Raw genomic sequence first — 16,760 nt, 5'->3', positions numbered from 1 at the left:
AAGAGAGTAAACCCCGTGGCTTTTTTAACAACTGTCACAACTGACAGTGACGACCACACAGCGTTAATCCCTTAGATTGATGTGCAATTAAACCTAAGGGATTATTCAGCGTCGCGATAAAGCCCGGCGTTGCACCGGGCTCATTTCCACATTACAAATTCAAGCCGCCTTGATCTGAAAACCCAAGCGCGGGAAGTGCACATGCACGGTGCCCGCACGGTCGTCTTCGCGGCGCAGGATAATCTCTTCGCGCCCGCTGAACACCAACTCTCCCGCCACCGCGTCAACGCCGTAATCCACCGCAGACACGGTGACCTGCTGGCCAACGGTAAAACCATTGGGATCGGTAAACGCTTCGTCAGGCACCGGCGCCGGGGTGGCAGCACGCGCGATTTCAACGGCGTCACCTGAACTCAACTCACTCGGCGCACCATGGCCGAATGCGATAACGCGCTCGTACCAGCTCAACACGGCCGGATAGGCATCCACGAGCGGGGACGTGACAGGTGTTTGTTTCAGGAACCACAGGGTGTGGGCCACCGAGAAATCAGCAATCGAGGGCGCGCCCAAGAGGAAATCACCGTTGCGCTCAAGCTGGGTTTCCAGCCGAGCCATCAGTGTCGGCCATTGATGCTGAGCCACTTCCAGCGGCACACGATTGGCGCTGCCGCCATTGAACAAGGTGGCGCGGTCGGCAACGAATGCCTTCACAGCCTCAGGCGGGACCTTGGCGAAACGCGCAGCCATAGAGGCAGGTTGAAACACCAGGCTGACGGAATGCAGGAACAGTACTGAATCCGCCCACGCGGCCAGGCTTGCCGACGTGAACTCCTGACCTTCGGGGTAAAAGGTCGGTGAGGACTTTTCCTGCTCCAGCCGGCGGGCAATCAACGCGGTGTCGCAGTAGATGTCGGCGCCCACTTGCAGAACGGGGGTTTTGCGATAGCCGCCGGTGAGGGGCATGAGGTCGGGCTTGGGCATGATCGACGGGATGTTGACCGAGCGCCATGACAGGCCTTTGAAACCCAGCATCAACCGGGCTTTTTCGGCGAACAACGACATTGGATAGTGATGAAGAATCAAATCAGACATGCTTCGGGCCATCCGCAGGGGGAAAGCCCCAGCTTAGCCTCCTGCACGCTTACGGCAAACCCGCTCAGGCTGATGGCGCGGCATCACTTGGCTGGATGTAGCTGGCAGCCAGACATTCCTTGGCGCTTTTACGCAGTTTTTTGATCAGCCTCTCCTGCCGCAGGGCATCCCCCTTGTCGCGGCAAGCTTCGACATACACCAGCGCCACCGCGGGGCTGGAGCTGAAGAAGCGCGCGCCTTTGCCGCTCTGATGCTGAGCGAACCGGCGCTGCGGATCGTTACTGATGCCGCAGTACAACGAACCATTGGCCGCGCGCACCAGATACACGAACCAGGACTTGACCACAGCGGCGTCGGGTACGGGTGCGGTGGCGATTTCGGCTTCAGACATGCGGGACCGTGGAGCAATAGCGGAGGGAACGGATTCTATCAAAGCGTCAGCGGCTGGCCTGAAAAGCCTTCAGCCCCTTCTGACCCTGTGCACGGATGGCGTTTTGCACAAACGGTGCCCAGCCCAGTAAAGCGCCCTTCGTGCCGAGGGCCTGACGCGACCAGCGCCACAAATCGAACTGATCGTGGTGCTCGCAGATCTTGCCGTCCCGAAAGACAAACCGCGCCTGGATGTCGTTGACCACCGTGCGACCGGTCTGGCTGAACAGATAGGTCGCGACCCAGTGCGCAGCGCCGGTCGTGGCGTCCGCACGGACGTGATCGAAAACCACTGAGAAGTCACGGGCGCGGGAGGTCAGCATGCGCCACATGTCGCCGGCATCCCGCCCGCGCAGCTCGCCAAACACCGGGTCGGAAAACACCACGTCTTCGCTGTAGCACGCGGCCATTGCCTCAGCATCCAGACGACTGAACGCCTCGTAAAAGCGCGTGATCAGCGCGCTGTTGTGTTCGCTGGTAAAGGTTTCGCTCATGGGAACGCCGTCCATGGAAATAGGATGCCTGCACAATAAGCGGCTGCGCCCCGTTTTGCCACGGGCATTCCCATGGGAAATGCTGCCCCTCAGACTTTCTCGCTGGTCACGCCCACATAAAGCGCGCGCCCGGCGCCCAGGCCGGCGATGATCGCGGCAACGCCAATGATGCCGAAGATCCAGCCCACCGAGTCCCAGTTGCCGGTCCAGTCATGCACGACGCCTACCGCAAATGGGCCGAGGGATGCCAGGGTGTAACCGAAGCCCTGTGCCATGCTCGATAGATTGGCGGCGACGTGGGAGTCCCGCGAGCGCAGCACGATCAGCGTCAGTGCCAGGCTGAACGTCCCGCCCTGTCCCAGCCCAAGCACGATGGCCCAGGCCCACAATTGATCAAGCGGGGCATACAGGCAACCGAACAGACCGGCCAGGGTCAGCAGCATCACCAACACAATCGCAATCCGCTGATCCTTGCCCCGCGTGGCGAGCCATGGCGCAGTCAGCGAGCTGACCAGCTGCAGCATGATCGACCCGGACAGCAGCAGCCCGGCTTCAGTGGCACTAAGGCCACGACCGATGAGGATCGACGGCAGCCAGCCGAACACGATGTAGGCCAGCGACGATTGCAGGCCCATATAAAGGGTGACTTGCCAGGCCAGGGGGTCACGGCGCAGACCGCGCACCCGGTAGGCCACCTGATGCTGACCATGGCGCTGACGTGTCTGCGGCCACCAGAAGATCGCGGCGAGAATCGCCGGCACGATCCAGAACCCCAGACCCAAGGTCCAGTCGCTACCATTGCCGTTGCCAAGCGCTTCGCTCAACGGCACCGTGGAGCCCGCCGCAACCGCAGCGCCCAGGCACAGCGCCATGGTGTAAACGCCTGTCATGGCGCCTGCCTGTTTGGCGAAGTCGCGTTTGACGATGCCGGGCAGCAATACCCCGATAATGCCGATGCTGGCACCGGCCATGATGCTGCCGGCAAACAGACCGAACTCGCCCATCGAGCTGCGCAGAATGATCCCGCACGCCAGGGTCAGCAGAATGCCCAGCACCACGCGCTCGCTGCCGAAACGCCGCGCAAGAATCGGCGCAAGCGGCGCGAAAAGACCCAGGCACAACACCGGCAGCGTGGTCAGCAAGCCGGCCGTGGCCGCAGAAAGCCCCAGGCTTCGTGACACCTCACTCAACAACGGCGCCATGCTCGACAACGCCGGACGCAGATTCAGTGCCACCAGCACCAGGCCTAATAACAGAAACCATGGGCGTTTGAGCACAGGGGGTTGCCGCTGCACTTGCTCGTCATCGGCTTCTGCATCGATTAGCAGCTCGGTTATGTCGTGAGGGGTCGAAGGATTGGAACGGGGACTGCTCGCCGTCGGCGCCTTGGTCGTCATGAGATTCTCGTGGGGGCAGGAGGATGTAACAGCGCATTGCGCAAAGCACTAATCCTGTTGGAGATCGGCAGAGAACACAAGTTTTACGGGGATTGGGTACAGTTTTGCGGCAGACGTCAGGCGACCGGCCATAAAAAACCCGGGCACAGGGCCCGGGCTCTTTGTATAGCCGCTACTGACTCAGTGCAGAATCTGACTCAGGAACAGGCGCGTACGATCACTTTGCGGATTGTCGAAGAAGTCGTTTGGCGCGGCTTGTTCGACGATCTCGCCTTTGTCCATGAAGATCACTCGGTTGGCCACGGTGCGGGCAAAGCCCATTTCGTGGGTCACGCAGAGCATGGTCATGCCCTCTTCTGCCAGGCCGACCATGGTGTCGAGCACCTCTTTCACCATTTCCGGATCGAGGGCCGAAGTCGGCTCGTCGAACAGCATGATTTTCGGCTTCATGCACAGCGCGCGGGCGATCGCCACACGTTGTTGCTGCCCTCCGGACAGCTGGCCCGGGAACTTGTGCGCCTGCTCCGGAATACGCACGCGCTCCAGATAATGCATGGCGATTTCTTCGGCTTTGCGCTTGGGCATCTTGCGCACCCACATCGGCGCCAGCGTGCAGTTCTGCAGGATGGTCAGGTGCGGGAACAGGTTGAAGTGCTGGAACACCATGCCGACTTCGCGACGAATCGTCTCGATCTGCTTAAGGTCGGACGTCAGCTCGGTGCCATCGACCACGATGCGACCCTGCTGGTGTTCTTCCAGACGGTTGAGGCAGCGAATGGTGGTCGACTTGCCCGAGCCCGACGGACCGCACAACACGATGCGCTCGCCCTGACGCACGTTCAGGTTGATGTCTTTCAACACGTGGAACTGACCGTACCACTTGTGTACGCCTTCCATCCGGATCATGCCTTCGGCGCCCAGAGGCTTACTGATAGCTTCACTCATCACAAAACTCCTAACGCTTGTGGCCTGTGTCCAACTTACGCTCCAAATGCATGGAGTAGCGGGACATGCCGAAACAGAAGATCCAGAACACCAGGGCCGCGAACACGTAACCCTCGGTCGCCATGCCGAGCCACTTGGGGTCGGCGGCAGCTTGTTTGACGCTGTTGAGCAGGTCGAACAGGCCGATGATGATCACCAGACTGGTGTCCTTGAACAACGCGATCACCGTGTTGACGAGGCCGGGAATCACCATCTTCAGGGCCTGCGGCAGAATCACCAGACCCATGCGGCGCCAGTAGCCGAGGCCCATGGCCGCGGCCGCTTCGTACTGCCCCTTCGGAATGGCCTGCATCCCGCCCCGTACCACTTCGGCCACATACGCCGACTGGAACAGGATCACGCCGATCAGTGCACGCAGCAGTTTGTCGAAGTTCATGCCTTCAGGCAGGAACAACGGCAGCATCACTGACGACATGAACAGTACGGTGATTAATGGAACGCCTCGCCAGAACTCGATGAACGTCACGCACATCACGCGGATCGCCGGCATTTCGGAGCGACGCCCCAATGCCAGAATCACGCCCAACGGCAAGGCGCCCGCGATACCCACCGTGGCGATCACCAGGGTCAGCATCAAGCCGCCCCATTGACTGGTCGGCACGTTCACCAGGCCGAACACCCCGCCATGGAGCAGGAAGTAGGCAATGATCGGGTAGATGAACAGGAACGACAGGCCGTAAATCGCCTTGCGAGGCATCGCTTTGATGAACAGTGGCGCAACGCCAATGATCGCCAGCCAGACGGTCAGATCGACCCTCCAGCGTAATTCCTGCGGGTAGTAGCCGTACATGAACTGGCCGAAGCGCTGTTCGATGAACACCCAGCAGGCGCCTGCCTTGGTGCAGTCGGCGCGCGTTGTGCCGACCCAGTTGGCATCGAAGATGGCCCAGCTCAGCAGCGGTGGAACAACCAGCCAGATCAGATAGATCGCGAACAGGGTCAACAGCGTGTTGATCCAGCTCGAGAACAGGTTCTGGCGCATCCATGCCACCGGGCCGAAGACTTTGCTCGGCGGTGGCATGTCGGGTTTGAAAGTATGGGATGTCATGCGCGTTTCCTCACCGCTCGATCAGCGCAATGCGCTTGTTGTACCAGTTCATCAGCAGGGAAATGCTGATACTGATCGCCAGGTACACGCTCATGGTGATGGCAATGACTTCGATGGCCTGGCCCGTCTGGTTGAGCACGGTACCGGCGAACAGCGAAACCATTTCCGGGTAACCGATACCGGCGGCCAGCGACGAGTTCTTCGCCAGGTTCAGGTATTGGCTGGTCAATGGCGGAATGATCACCCGCAGCGCCTGCGGAATGATGACCTTGCGCAGCGTCGGCCCTGGACGCAGGCCCAGCGAGCGAGCCGCTTCGGTCTGGCCATGGCTCACCGACTTGATGCCCGAGCGCACGATTTCGGCGATGAATGCCGCCGTATACACCGTCAGCGCCAGGGTCAGTGCCAGCAGTTCCGGGATCAACACCCAGCCGCCCACAAAGTTGAAGCCTTTGAGTTCAGGCAGTTCCCAATGCACCGGCGCACCGAAGATCAGCGCGCAGAGCGCCGGGATCACGAGGAACAGCGCAAGGCCCGCCCAGAACTTGTGAAACGGCACGCCCGTGGCTTCGAAGCGCTTGTTCGCCCAACGCGTCATGAACACGATGGCAACAATGGCCAGTACCACGCTGATCACGAACGGCCACGCCGCATCGGTGGCAATCGCGGCAGGCATGTTCAGGCCACGGCTGCTGACGAAGAAGGACCCGAGAAACCCGTGGGCCGCCCGCGGACCCGGCAAGGTCAGGAACACCGCGAAGTACCAGAACAGGATCTGCAGCAGCGGCGGAATGTTACGGAAGACTTCAACGTAAACCGTGGCCAGCTTGTTGATGATCCAGTTGTTGGACAGACGCGCGACGCCGACGATGAAGCCCAGCAGGGTCGCGAGAATCACGCCAATGAACGTCACCAGCAGCGTGTTGAGCAAACCGATCAGGAAAACCCGCGCGTAGGTGTCCGACTCCGTGAACGGAATCAGGTGCTGCGCGATGCCGAAGCCGGCACTGTTTTCAAGGAAACCGAAACCTGAGGTGATACCCCGGTGTTGCAGGTTGGTCTGGGTGTTATCGAACAGATACCAACCCATCGCGACTACGGCGACAACCGTAATTATCTGAAATAGCCACGCACGCACTTTAGGGTCGCTGAGGCTGAGCCTCTGCTTGGGTGCGCTGATTTGATTTTGCATGGAGTGCCCCGGAAGAAATGCAACAAAGCGCCCGGCTGCGATTCACGCAGCCGGGTGCAGGTCAATCAACGCACTGGTGGTGCGTATTGAATGCCGCCAGCGTTCCACAGAGCGTTCTGACCGCGAGCAATCTCCAGAGGAGTGCCTGCGCCCAGGTTCTTCTCGAACATCTCGCCGTAGTTACCGACTTGCTTGACGATCTGCACGACCCAGTCTTTCTTCAGCTTGAGTTGCGGACCGTAATCGCCGTCGGCACCCAGCAGACGGGCCACGTCAGGGTTCTTGGTGGATTTGGCTTCGGCTTCAACGTTTTTCGACGTGACACCTGCTTCTTCCGCGTTCAGCAGCGCGTAGCCAACCCAACGAACGATGGTGCTGAAGTCTTCATCGCCACGGGCGACAACAGGGCCCAGCGGTTCTTTGGAGATGGTTTCAGGCAGAACGACGTAGTCCTTCGGCGAGGCCAGCTTGGAGCGCTGCGCGTAGAGCTGGGATTTGTCGGAGGTCAGTACGTCGCAGCGACCGGATTCCAGCGACTTGGCGCTTTCATCGGAGGTGTCGAACGTGATCGGGGTGTACTTGAGGTTGTTGGCGCGGAAGTAGTCCGACACGTTCAGCTCAGTGGTGGTACCGGCTTGAATACAGATGGTCGCGCCGTCCAGTTCCTTGGCACTTTTCACGCCCAGCTTGCTGTTGGCCAGGAAGCCAACGCCGTCGTAGTAAGTGACGAAGCCCGGGAACACCAGACCCATGCTCGCATCGCGGGAGCTGGTCCAGGTGGTGTTACGCGACAGGATGTCGATTTCGCCGGACTGCAGCGCGGTGAAGCGCTCTTTGGCGTTCAATTGGCTGAACTTGACCTTGGTCGCGTCGCCAAACACCGCCGCAGCGACAGCGCGGCAGAAGTCGGCGTCGATGCCCTGGATCTTGCCGCTTGCGTCCGGAACCGAGAAACCTGGCAGACCGTCGCTGACGCCGCACTGGATAAAGCCCTTCTTCTGAATGGCGTCCAGCTTGGCACCCGCTTGAGCGAACCCGGTCAGGCCGAGCGCTGCAGCGGCGGCCACTACAGCCAGGGTGGATTTCAACATCTTCATTCGAACCTCCAGTTTGCTCTTTGTTGTGTAGGAGCCTCAGCCCCGTCGCACCCTTGTGAGGCATTCATGACCCGTGCTGGCTTGTTTTTGGGTCATGCGACGTTGAACCCGTTTACCGCCACCGACGCCAGGCATCTGGTCATCGCGTGTCCGGCATGTTGCGAGCCCAGCAGACTGAAGCCCCATGATGTCCTTGAACCCCGAGGTTCAAAGCGAATCGTGCCGGGAATCCTGCTCGATGATTCCTTGCTGCCTCTGACGCAACACTTGGCTGTCTGCTTGATAGCCTATTAGTGTTACCGCCCGAGGTGAGCGCCTTCACTCCGCGGGTTATGTAGCAAAGCCCGTACCACCATGCTGGCAATGTCGAATTAGCGACAGGTCAAGATCAAAACTTGTAACCTTGCGACATCCTGAATTCCACATTGACGGCCCGACGCACCGCCTTAAAGCGCTGCGCCAAAGGCACCGCACACTAATGGAGCACACATGACTGAACCGTTGATCATCGAACCGGAATTGGCAGTCGATGCCTGCGTGATCTGGCTGCACGGCCTCGGGGCCGATCGCTACGACTTCCTGCCGGTGGCCGAGATGCTGCAGAAGACGCTGAAGACCGCGCGGTTCATCCTGCCGCAGGCGCCGACGCGGGCGGTTACCATCAACGGCGGCTACGCAATGCCCAGCTGGTATGACATCAAGGCCATGAGCCCGGCCCGCGCCATCGACAGCGGCGAGCTGGAAGGCTCGGCGCAAGACGTCATCAAGCTGATCGAACAGCAACGCGACAGCGGCATCGACCCGGCGCAAATCTTCCTGGCGGGCTTTTCCCAGGGCGGCGCGGTGGTGTTGCACACTGCCTTCCTGCGATGGGAAGGGCCCCTCGGCGGCGTGCTCGCCCTGTCCACTTACGCACCGACGTTCAGCGACGAAATGAGCCTCTCCGCCAGCCAGCAACGCATCCCGGCCTATTGCTTGCACGGCAGCAATGACCCGGTGGTTTTGCATGGCATGGGCCGAGCGGCTTACGAGCACTTGAAGGCCCAGGGCGTCACCGTGACATGGCAGGAATACCCAATGGAGCACGAAGTGTTACCGCAGGAAATTTCCGACATAGGTGTCTGGCTCGCGGATAAGCTTCGCTAGTCCACTCATTTGATCCTTCCAATTGCGTTGCGGATTTGCTAGGACACTACGCTGCGCCGGGTTCTTGCTTTACACTCCCCGGCGTACATTCCTAAATCAATCGATGAGATGACCGTGCTCAAAGCACTTAAAAAGATGTTCGGAAAAAGCGAGGCTGAGCCGCTCGCGCCTGCTGCTCCCCTCCCCGTCCGCCAGCAACAGACCGAAAGCGTCTCGCGGGAACCGTCAGCAGCAGAAGTGCACGTGCCAACGTCCGAGCATTCGGCAGCCACCGCACCGGCCGTTACATCGCCCGTCAGGCCCGAACGCCCGCGCCGTGAACGTGCGCCCAAGCCCGTCGTCATTCCCTGGAAACCCGAAGACTTCGTCGTCGAACCCCAGGAAGGCAAAACCCGCTTCCACGATTTCCCCCTCGCCCCCGAACTGATGCACGCCATTCAGGACCTGGGCTTCCCGTATTGCACGCCGATCCAGGCGGGCGTTCTGGGTTACACCCTCAAAGGCCGCGATGCCATCGGCCGTGCCCAGACCGGCACCGGCAAGACCGCCGCCTTCCTGATTTCCATCATTACCCAGCTGACCCAGACGCCTCCGCCGAAAGAGCGCTACATGGGGGAACCCCGTGCGCTGATCATTGCGCCGACCCGCGAGCTGGTGGTGCAAATCGCCAAGGACGCCGAGGCGCTGACCAAGTACACCGACCTCAACGTAATGACGTTTGTGGGCGGCATGGATTTCGACAAGCAACTCAAACACCTCGAAGCGCGCCATTGCGACATTCTGGTCGCTACGCCAGGTCGCCTGCTGGACTTCGCCCAGCGCGGCGAAGTGCACCTGGACATGGTTGAAGTCATGGTGCTGGACGAAGCCGACCGCATGCTCGACATGGGCTTCATCCCCCAGGTCCGCTCGATCATTCGCCAGACCCCGCACAAGGGCGAGCGCCAAACGCTGCTGTTCTCCGCCACCTTCACCGAAGACGTGATGAATCTGGCCAAGCAGTGGACGACGGATCCTGCGATCGTCGAAATCGAATCGCTGAACGTCGCCAGCGACACCGTCGAGCAGCATATTTATGCCGTGGCCGGTGCTGACAAGTACAAGCTGCTGTTCAACCTGATCAATGATCACGGTTGGGAGCGGGTGATGGTCTTCGCCAACCGCAAGGACGAAGTGCGGCGTATCGAAGAGCGCCTCGTGCGTGACGGCATCAATGCCGCGCAGTTGTCAGGCGACGTGCCCCAACACAAGCGCATCAAGACGCTGGAAGGCTTTCGTGAAGGCAAGATTCGGGTGCTGGTGGCGACTGACGTTGCGGGTCGCGGGATTCACATCGACGGCATCAGCCACGTGATCAACTTCACCCTGCCGGAAGTACCGGACGACTACGTGCATCGCATCGGCCGGACCGGTCGTGCCGGTGCAGATGGCGTATCGATCAGCTTCGCCGGTGAAGACGATTCGTATCAGCTGCCGTCGATCGAAGAGAAGCTGGGCCGCAAGATCAGCTGCGAAACACCGCCGACCGTATTGTTGCGCCCTGTGGTGCGCGTGCAGCGAGTGATTCCTGCGGCGGAATGATGGCTATTTGTGGGGGCGCGCTTGCTCGCGAACGTGGTGGGTCAATTGGCCCACCTGTCACAGACATACCGATTCGCGGGCAAGCGCGCTCCTACATTTACGTGCGTTTAGCCCTCCTGTTTCCAGCGATCCGCAGCCTTGTGATCGCTGGACCGCCCTTCAACCCAGCGCGGTCCTTCTGACGTGTTTTCCTTCTTCCAGAACGGCGCACGGGTTTTCAGGTAATCCATGACGAAGTCGCAGGATTCGAATGCCGCCTGACGATGGGCGCTGGCTGCCGCGACGAACACAATCGGCTCCCCCGGCTCCAGATTGCCCACCCGATGAATCACTTCCAGCTTGAGCAGCGGCCAGCGCTGCTGCGCTTCATCGACGATGTTAAGCAGCGCTTTCTCGGTCATGCCGGGATAGTGCTCAAGAAACATCCCCGCCACCTCACGGCCATCGTTGAAATCTCGCACATAGCCAACAAAGCTGACCACTGCACCTACGCCAACGTTGGCGTCGTGCATGGCGTTGACTTCCGCACCGGGATCAAACGCTGCGGCTTGCACTCGCACGCTCATATCAGCCTCCGGTGACGGTCGGAAAGAAGGCCACTTCATCGCCCGGCTCAACGGCCGTGTCCAGGGAGCACAGCTCCTGATTGCGGGCGCACATGATGCCTTTCTCGCTCAGCACGTCCCACACACCGCCGCGCTCGAGCAAATGCTGGCGCACGGCGTCGACGGTGGCGAACGCGCCTTCGAGCTTCTCGCTCTCGGTGCCGAGGGTTTCGCGAAAACGCGCGAAGAACTGGACTTGCACGTGAATAGTCATTGGGCGCTCACCTGTTCGTCGGCGATGAAGTGTCCGCTTTTGCCACCGAGTTTTTCGAGCAGCCGCACGTGTTCGATGGTCATGCCGCGGTCCACCGCCTTGCACATGTCGTAGATGGTCAGGGCCGCGATGCTGGCGGCGGTCAGCGCTTCCATTTCCACACCGGTCTGGCCGGAGAGTTTGCAGCGGGCAAGGATATGCACGGTGTCAGGGCTTTCTGCGGTGAGTTCGACCTTCACGCCCGTGAGCATCAACGGGTGGCAGAGGGGAATCAGATCGCTGGTTTTCTTCGCGGCCTGGATGCCGGCGATGCGCGCGACGGCAAATACATCCCCCTTGGGATGTCCGCCTGCGACGATCATTTGCAGGGTTTCGGGCAGCATGCGCACGCGCGCTTCGGCCACGGCTTCACGGAACGTCACGTCTTTTTCAGTGACGTCGACCATGTGGGCGCGACCTTGGGAATCGAGATGAGTGAGCACGGGATGACTCCTGAACAGGAGCGGGGATTGTAGGGAGTTAGGGCTAGAAGCCACAAGCTGCAAGCTAACGACCCTGAGCGGACGTCGGCTTGCAGCTTGAGGCTTGAAGCTGCTGCCACGTTACAAATGGCTCTCCGCGTATTCAGCCAGGATCGAGCGTGGAACACCTTGCAGACTGATGTGTACGCCGTTGGGGAAATCCTTGAAACGCTCCGTCAGGTAGGTCAGCCCCGAACTGGTAGCCGACAGATAAGGGGTATCGATCTGCGCCAGGTTGCCCAGGCAGACCACCTTGGAACCCGCGCCGGCCCGGGTGATGATAGTTTTCATCTGGTGCGGCGTAAGGTTCTGGCATTCGTCGATCAGGATCAGGCTCTGCTGGAAGCTTCGCCCCCGGATGTAGTTGAGGGATTTGAACTGCAGCGGCACTTTGCTCAGGATGTAATCCACGCTGCCATGGGTGTTTTCGTCGTCCATGTGCAGCGCTTCCAGGTTGTCGGTGATCGCGCCAAGCCATGGTTCCATTTTTTCTGCTTCGGTGCCGGGCAGAAAGCCGATCTCCTGGTCGAGCCCCTGCACGCTACGGGTGGCGATGATGCGGCGATAACGCTTGCTGACCATGGTCTGCTCGATGGCAGCGGCCAAAGCAAGAATGGTCTTGCCCGAACCGGCCGCGCCGGACAGGTTGACCAGATGAATATCCGGATCGAGCAGCGCAAACAGCGCCAGCCCCTGATAGATGTCACGTGGCTTCAGCCCCCACGCTTCCTGGTGCAGCAGCGGCTCTTGATGCATGTCCAGCAACAGCAGTTCATCAGGCTTGACGCCTTTGACCCAACCCACGAAGCCTTGCTCATCGATGATGAATTCGTTGATGTGGACAGACGGAATCTGCTCGATCATCTGCACTTTGTGCCAGGTACGGCCGTGGTCCTGACGGGTATCGACTTTGCTCACCCGGTCCCAGAAAGAGCCGGTCATATTGTGGTAGCCGCGGGACAGCATCGACACGTCGTCGACCAATTGGTCGGTGCTGTAGTCCTCGGCCTCGATACCACAGGCGCGCGCTTTTAGGCGCATGTTGATGTCTTTGGTGACCAGTACGATGCGCGTGTCCTTTTTCTGCGCATGCAGGTCAATCAACTGATTGATGATGATGTTGTCGTTGAGATTGTCGGGCAGCAGGCGGTTGGGTTCTTGCCGCTTGTTCATGAGGATGGACAGATAACCCTTGAAAACGCCTGTACCGCGATCGATCGGTACGCCTTTTTCGACCTCCTCCGGGGTCGCTTCGCCGAGTGTCTTGTCAATCAACCGGATCGCCTGCCGGCATTCAGCAGCCACCGAGTGTTTGCCCGCCTTGAGCTTGTCCAGTTCTTCCAGAACCGTCATGGGGAGTGCAACGTGATGCTCTTCGAAATTCAGAAGCGCATTTGGATCATGGATCAATACGTTGGTATCGAGCACGTAGAGGATTGGCTGGTTAGAGGAAGGGGTGCGTCCGTGGTCATCCATACTCGCTCACCTTTGTAGTAGCCAAGTGACGCAACACACAGCGATGCCGCGCCACGAAAAGGCCGCCGAGGCTTTCCCCTTGAGGCAGGAGAAAATTGCGCAAAGTGGGGTCTGGAAAGACGCCACCTGTGTTGCAGGTTTCGGCGGTCTGTTGTCGTAATACCGCAAAACCGATGACATACAAACGCGTTTCGGCGCTTTTTGAAGTTTATTTTTCAGGGGGCAAATTAGCCCTTGGCGTATGGATCAGCCGCGTTTACAGTCGGAAGTCCGGTCTGGGACAAATCCCCGGAAATTTCCGACATCTGTTTTCGTTATTCCCTTTCTTTCGCCGCTGGCAACGCCTGATCAACAGCTGTATCGGGCTGCTCGGTCGGGTCTTCCGGGGCGTCATCGTCGGGCGTCTCAGCCTCCTCATCCGGCACATCTTCTTCATCGGCCAACTGCTGCGGGTAGATATGGCAGTCCTCCCATATCACGCCGCTTTGCGCGGTATTGGCCATCAGCCATGGCACCGCCTGCTGCGGCTTGTCCGTGCTGTCATGGAACACCACATTGCCGCGCCGCCAGAGCAGCATCAGCGTAAGCACCCGGTTGGCAGCCTGCTCGGCGCTGATGCGTCCGGTACTGTCCTGGGAATCGATGTTCCACAGCGAAACCCGCAGCTGCTGATCGCGGAAGAACGGCGCGCTGTCGGCACGACGATGCCCGTAAGGCGGCCGGAACAGCGGCACGAAATTGTCCGGCAGCACCTGCTGAACCAGCGCGGCCGTACGCTCGATGGAGTCTTGCCAGTCGCGCCAGTGGGCATGGGACCTGAATTCCCAGCCCTGCAGGCCAACGCATTGCTGCCGGTAGACGTTTTGCAGCGCTTGGGGCGAGGTGCTGTCGAGACGACTTTGCAGGCTTTTGCCCAGGACGAAGAAGGTTGCGGTGATTTTCTGCTGGCGCATGAAGTCAGCCAGCCAGTCCGTCGCGCCATCAGCGACGGTAGGACCGCTCTCGAAATTGAGCAGGAAGGTCCGGTCCGGCATTTCCTCACCGCTGAGTTCGTCGGAGTTGTAACGCTCGATCTCGCTGCTGGTCTGCGGGAACAAGGCAGCCATACGCAACAGTTCGTTGAGATAGCGCTGGCTGAAAGCATCCGCGGGCGCTGCCCATTGCGCATAGAAGGAATCATCGGCCACTTTGTATTCCGCGGCGCGCTGGCGCAGCATCGGCACGTCGTCGACCAGCACGCAGAATGAGGCGTCGGCTTCACAGGTTTTTTCAGCGAACGTCCAGTTCTCGAACAGCCGCGTCCACAGCCGTGTGCGGATCAGGTTCACCGTCGGCAGGTTGATCTGGCGCAGGCCCAGACGCGCACCAAGCTGGGCATCGCTGAGCTTTTCGCTTTCCAGCAACTGATGGGCGAAGCTGAGAATCTGCGCGCGAGACGCGACGTCGAACAGCTGCGGCGTTTCCAGAGCCTCCGGCCAGACTGCGCGATCCAGCATCGCGATATCGCCCGTGGCCGCCTGTGCGTTGAGCCCCAGCAGACAGGCTCCGATCATTAACAGCATGCGCAAAACGACGTGCTCCCAATCCTTGATAAAGAGGCCGAAATCCGGCGAGGCACTATAGCGGATTTGCCCTGGGCCAGATTGCCGGATTCGGGCACCGCTTGCGCAGGATGGCGCCTATCGACACCATAGCTGGAGTGATCCGCACGCAACCCCTAGAATCGCCCGACGATTAAAGGAGACCTGCCCATGCTGATGGTGATTTCCCCAGCCAAAACCCTCGACTTCGAAACGCCGCCTACCACCAAGCGCCACACCCAGCCGCAATTTCTGGATCATTCCCAGGAGCTCATCAGCCAGTTGCGTGATCTGACCCCGGCGCAGATCGGTGAGCTGATGCACCTGTCAGACAAGCTCTCGGGCCTCAATGCCGCCCGCTTTGGCAGCTGGAATCCGGCGTTTACTCCCGAAAACGCCAAGCAGGCGCTGCTAGCCTTCAAGGGCGATGTGTACACCGGCCTCGACGCCTACACCCTGAGCGGCCCCGATCTGACTTACGCCCAGAAGCACCTGCGCATGTTGTCCGGGCTCTACGGGTTGTTGCGCCCTCTGGACTTGATGCAACCGTATCGGCTGGAGATGGGTACAAAGCTGGCGAACGCCAGGGGCAAGGATCTTTATGCGTTCTGGGGCGACCGCATCAGCGAGTGGCTGAACGAGGCGCTGAAAGAGCAAGGCGACGACGTGCTGCTTAACCTGGCGTCGAACGAGTACTTTTCGGCGGTCAAGCGTCCGGCACTTAACGCCCGCGTGATCGAAACCGAGTTCCGCGACCAGAAGAACGGTCAGTACAAGATCATCAGCTTCTATGCCAAGAAGGCCCGGGGCATGATGACCCGCTTCGTGATTTCCGAGCGCATCAGCAAGCCCAAAGACCTGGCCCAGTTCGATGCCCACGGCTATCGATACAGCAAAGAGCTGTCCTCCCCCGACAAGCTTATATTCCTGCGCGATGAGCAGGACGCCTGAGTCGCACCTCCCCTTCCCTGCGCCCAAACGCCTGCCCGTCTCCATCCATTGACGGGCGTCGTCACGCTTTTTCATCCCTGCTTCAGTGCACTTTTCAGTGCGCCCTCCTCGGTGTTTTAGTGCGATTAGCCAACACCACCATTCGAATGCGTCCATCCATCCAACCGAAAGCAAAGAAAAACAGTGACGCTGTTCGCAAATTCCCACACTTACTTAGTTCATAAGCTACAGTTTGCGCGGACGAACGGTAGTGCTGCCAGCTAATTGGCGCCAACTAACAGTCGAAAACTAACCGCTCTTTTTTTTCTCAAAAATTTAACAACTTTTTTTGCAGATTTTGGCTCAAGAATTTGAACTAGTGGCAGACCACCCTGGTACTCGACCAAAGCCCCATAAACTAAGGCTCAAACCATCATCGCCACCCTGCTGGACCCGCTAGAAATGGCCGGGTGTTACGAAAAATCTCAAAAAGAGGACGAGCGGCCCGGAACTTATGGGGAATGCCCACGCTCCTACATCCCGTAACAATTCTCGTCCCCCATGTAGGACATCTCTTACATGGCACATGGACAGATCTGGAAGTTGCTTCTCAACGAAGTTCGACCCACGGGTCAAGTGGTACGTACAAGGAGTCACGCACCAAACTAGTTGAAGTAAATTGAGCTAGCACCATTCGGGTGCCCGCAGTCGTGAACCGGGGCTGGTTCATCGGGAAACGGCCAAAAGCCTTGTCCTTGACCGCCTGAGCATGATGCGCAAATCATCCGTTGGAGTGCCTGCCACATCCCAGATCGGGAACCTATATAAATATGTATGGGCTACTCGACACTTTTGATCTGTAACATTCGGGTTTACCTTTCATCCAGGTAACTCACCCCTTAATTCTGCCTGTGCTTGTCACGCGACATTCATTTGCCGCGCATACGAGTGCG

General features: G+C 59.4%; 15 protein-coding genes and 1 pseudogene. 3 read left to right on the top strand and 13 right to left on the bottom strand.

Annotated elements, in window-relative coordinates:
- Positions 1-159 precede the first annotated feature (159 nt).
- The 8 genes from ACYAR8_RS03120 to ACYAR8_RS03085 all read right to left on the bottom strand — a co-directional run bounded on the left by ACYAR8_RS03120 (position 160) and on the right by ACYAR8_RS03085 (position 7,754).
- Complete coding sequence (locus ACYAR8_RS03120) at positions 160-1,092, bottom strand: glutathione S-transferase family protein (protein ID WP_108120786.1); 933 nt, start codon at positions 1,090-1,092, stop codon at positions 160-162.
- A 64-nt stretch (positions 1,093-1,156) separates the two neighbouring features.
- Positions 1,157-1,483, bottom strand: a complete 327-nt coding sequence (locus ACYAR8_RS03115; RefSeq protein WP_463579055.1) for a GIY-YIG nuclease family protein — start codon at positions 1,481-1,483, stop codon at positions 1,157-1,159.
- 46 nt (positions 1,484-1,529) lie between these two features.
- Entirely contained in the window at positions 1,530-2,015 is a 486-nt protein-coding gene (locus tag ACYAR8_RS03110) for a nuclear transport factor 2 family protein (RefSeq protein ID WP_463579054.1), read from the bottom strand.
- Between the two features lie 89 nt (positions 2,016-2,104).
- Positions 2,105-3,412, bottom strand: coding sequence for a CynX/NimT family MFS transporter (locus ACYAR8_RS03105; protein ID WP_108120681.1), 1,308 nt, complete (start codon positions 3,410-3,412; stop codon positions 2,105-2,107).
- Between the two features lie 180 nt (positions 3,413-3,592).
- Positions 3,593-4,357, bottom strand: coding sequence for an amino acid ABC transporter ATP-binding protein (locus ACYAR8_RS03100; RefSeq protein ID WP_074884229.1), 765 nt, complete (start codon positions 4,355-4,357; stop codon positions 3,593-3,595).
- A 10-nt stretch (positions 4,358-4,367) separates the two neighbouring features.
- The gene (locus tag ACYAR8_RS03095) at positions 4,368-5,465 is read right to left on the bottom strand and encodes an amino acid ABC transporter permease (RefSeq protein ID WP_463579053.1); all 1,098 of its coding nucleotides are present in this window, start codon (positions 5,463-5,465) and stop codon (positions 4,368-4,370) included.
- Between the two features lie 10 nt (positions 5,466-5,475).
- Positions 5,476-6,657: an amino acid ABC transporter permease gene (locus ACYAR8_RS03090; RefSeq protein WP_463579052.1), complete on the bottom strand. Its 1,182-nt coding sequence runs from the start codon at positions 6,655-6,657 to the stop codon at positions 5,476-5,478.
- 65 nt (positions 6,658-6,722) lie between these two features.
- Positions 6,723-7,754, bottom strand: coding sequence for an amino acid ABC transporter substrate-binding protein (locus tag ACYAR8_RS03085; protein ID WP_133772066.1), 1,032 nt, complete (start codon positions 7,752-7,754; stop codon positions 6,723-6,725).
- A 489-nt stretch (positions 7,755-8,243) separates the two neighbouring features.
- Between ACYAR8_RS03085 and ACYAR8_RS03080 the strand changes: the two genes are divergently transcribed.
- Both ACYAR8_RS03080 and rhlB read left to right on the top strand, forming a co-directional pair.
- Positions 8,244-8,900, top strand: a complete 657-nt coding sequence (locus ACYAR8_RS03080) for an alpha/beta hydrolase (protein ID WP_463579051.1) — start codon at positions 8,244-8,246, stop codon at positions 8,898-8,900.
- 108 nt (positions 8,901-9,008) lie between these two features.
- Positions 9,009-10,481 (top strand): ATP-dependent RNA helicase RhlB, encoded by a 1,473-nt coding sequence (gene rhlB / locus ACYAR8_RS03075; RefSeq protein ID WP_463579050.1) that lies wholly within the window; start codon positions 9,009-9,011, stop codon positions 10,479-10,481.
- A 107-nt stretch (positions 10,482-10,588) separates the two neighbouring features.
- On the opposite strand, the gene moaE is transcribed toward rhlB, so the two are convergent.
- From moaE to ACYAR8_RS03050, 5 genes and pseudogenes are all read right to left on the bottom strand, one after another.
- Positions 10,589-11,047 (bottom strand): molybdopterin synthase catalytic subunit MoaE, encoded by a 459-nt coding sequence (gene moaE / locus ACYAR8_RS03070; protein WP_463579049.1) that lies wholly within the window; start codon positions 11,045-11,047, stop codon positions 10,589-10,591.
- Between the two features lies 1 nt (position 11,048).
- A complete protein-coding gene (locus tag ACYAR8_RS03065; RefSeq protein ID WP_074884209.1) occupies positions 11,049-11,300 on the bottom strand; it encodes a MoaD/ThiS family protein in 252 nt (83 codons plus the stop codon).
- Positions 11,297-11,782 (bottom strand): cyclic pyranopterin monophosphate synthase MoaC, encoded by a 486-nt coding sequence (gene moaC, locus ACYAR8_RS03060; RefSeq protein WP_074884207.1) that lies wholly within the window; start codon positions 11,780-11,782, stop codon positions 11,297-11,299. The genes ACYAR8_RS03065 and moaC overlap by 4 nt, the downstream gene beginning before the upstream one ends.
- A 120-nt stretch (positions 11,783-11,902) precedes the next feature.
- A complete protein-coding gene (locus tag ACYAR8_RS03055; protein WP_074884204.1) occupies positions 11,903-13,297 on the bottom strand; it encodes a PhoH family protein in 1,395 nt (464 codons plus the stop codon).
- Positions 13,298-13,704: 407 nt separating this feature from the next.
- Positions 13,705-14,865, bottom strand: a pseudogene (locus tag ACYAR8_RS03050) (polysaccharide deacetylase family protein); the annotation flags it as partial.
- A gap of 183 nt (positions 14,866-15,048) precedes the next feature.
- On the opposite strand from ACYAR8_RS03050, the gene yaaA reads away from it, so the two are divergent.
- Positions 15,049-15,828, top strand: a complete 780-nt coding sequence (yaaA, locus tag ACYAR8_RS03045) for a peroxide stress protein YaaA (protein WP_463579048.1) — start codon at positions 15,049-15,051, stop codon at positions 15,826-15,828.
- Positions 15,829-16,760 lie beyond the last annotated feature (932 nt).

It is taken from the genome of Pseudomonas sp. HP_01 (genome assembly GCF_055284355.1).
Note: the sequence above shows the minus strand (reverse complement) of the source record. Positions and strands in the feature narration are given on the sequence as shown.

What these genes read in the sequence shown, in the direction of transcription:
- rhlB (WP_463579050.1), top strand. Translation starts at nt 9,009, where the DNA reads ATGACCGTGCTCAAAGCACTTAAAAAGATGTTCGGAAAAAGCGAGGCT.
- ACYAR8_RS03090 (WP_463579052.1), bottom strand. Translation starts at nt 6,657, where the DNA reads ATGCAAAATCAAATCAGCGCACCCAAGCAGAGGCTCAGCCTCAGCGAC.
- moaE (WP_463579049.1), bottom strand. Translation starts at nt 11,047, where the DNA reads ATGAGCGTGCGAGTGCAAGCCGCAGCGTTTGATCCCGGTGCGGAAGTC.
- ACYAR8_RS03105 (WP_108120681.1), bottom strand. Translation starts at nt 3,412, where the DNA reads ATGACGACCAAGGCGCCGACGGCGAGCAGTCCCCGTTCCAATCCTTCG.
- ACYAR8_RS03110 (WP_463579054.1), bottom strand. Translation starts at nt 2,015, where the DNA reads ATGAGCGAAACCTTTACCAGCGAACACAACAGCGCGCTGATCACGCGC.
- yaaA (WP_463579048.1), top strand. Translation starts at nt 15,049, where the DNA reads ATGCTGATGGTGATTTCCCCAGCCAAAACCCTCGACTTCGAAACGCCG.
- ACYAR8_RS03095 (WP_463579053.1), bottom strand. Translation starts at nt 5,465, where the DNA reads ATGACATCCCATACTTTCAAACCCGACATGCCACCGCCGAGCAAAGTC.
- ACYAR8_RS03055 (WP_074884204.1), bottom strand. Translation starts at nt 13,297, where the DNA reads ATGGATGACCACGGACGCACCCCTTCCTCTAACCAGCCAATCCTCTAC.
- ACYAR8_RS03065 (WP_074884209.1), bottom strand. Translation starts at nt 11,300, where the DNA reads ATGACTATTCACGTGCAAGTCCAGTTCTTCGCGCGTTTTCGCGAAACC.
- ACYAR8_RS03115 (WP_463579055.1), bottom strand. Translation starts at nt 1,483, where the DNA reads ATGTCTGAAGCCGAAATCGCCACCGCACCCGTACCCGACGCCGCTGTG.
- ACYAR8_RS03085 (WP_133772066.1), bottom strand. Translation starts at nt 7,754, where the DNA reads ATGAAGATGTTGAAATCCACCCTGGCTGTAGTGGCCGCCGCTGCAGCG.
- ACYAR8_RS03120 (WP_108120786.1), bottom strand. Translation starts at nt 1,092, where the DNA reads ATGTCTGATTTGATTCTTCATCACTATCCAATGTCGTTGTTCGCCGAA.
- ACYAR8_RS03100 (WP_074884229.1), bottom strand. Translation starts at nt 4,357, where the DNA reads ATGAGTGAAGCTATCAGTAAGCCTCTGGGCGCCGAAGGCATGATCCGG.
- ACYAR8_RS03080 (WP_463579051.1), top strand. Translation starts at nt 8,244, where the DNA reads ATGACTGAACCGTTGATCATCGAACCGGAATTGGCAGTCGATGCCTGC.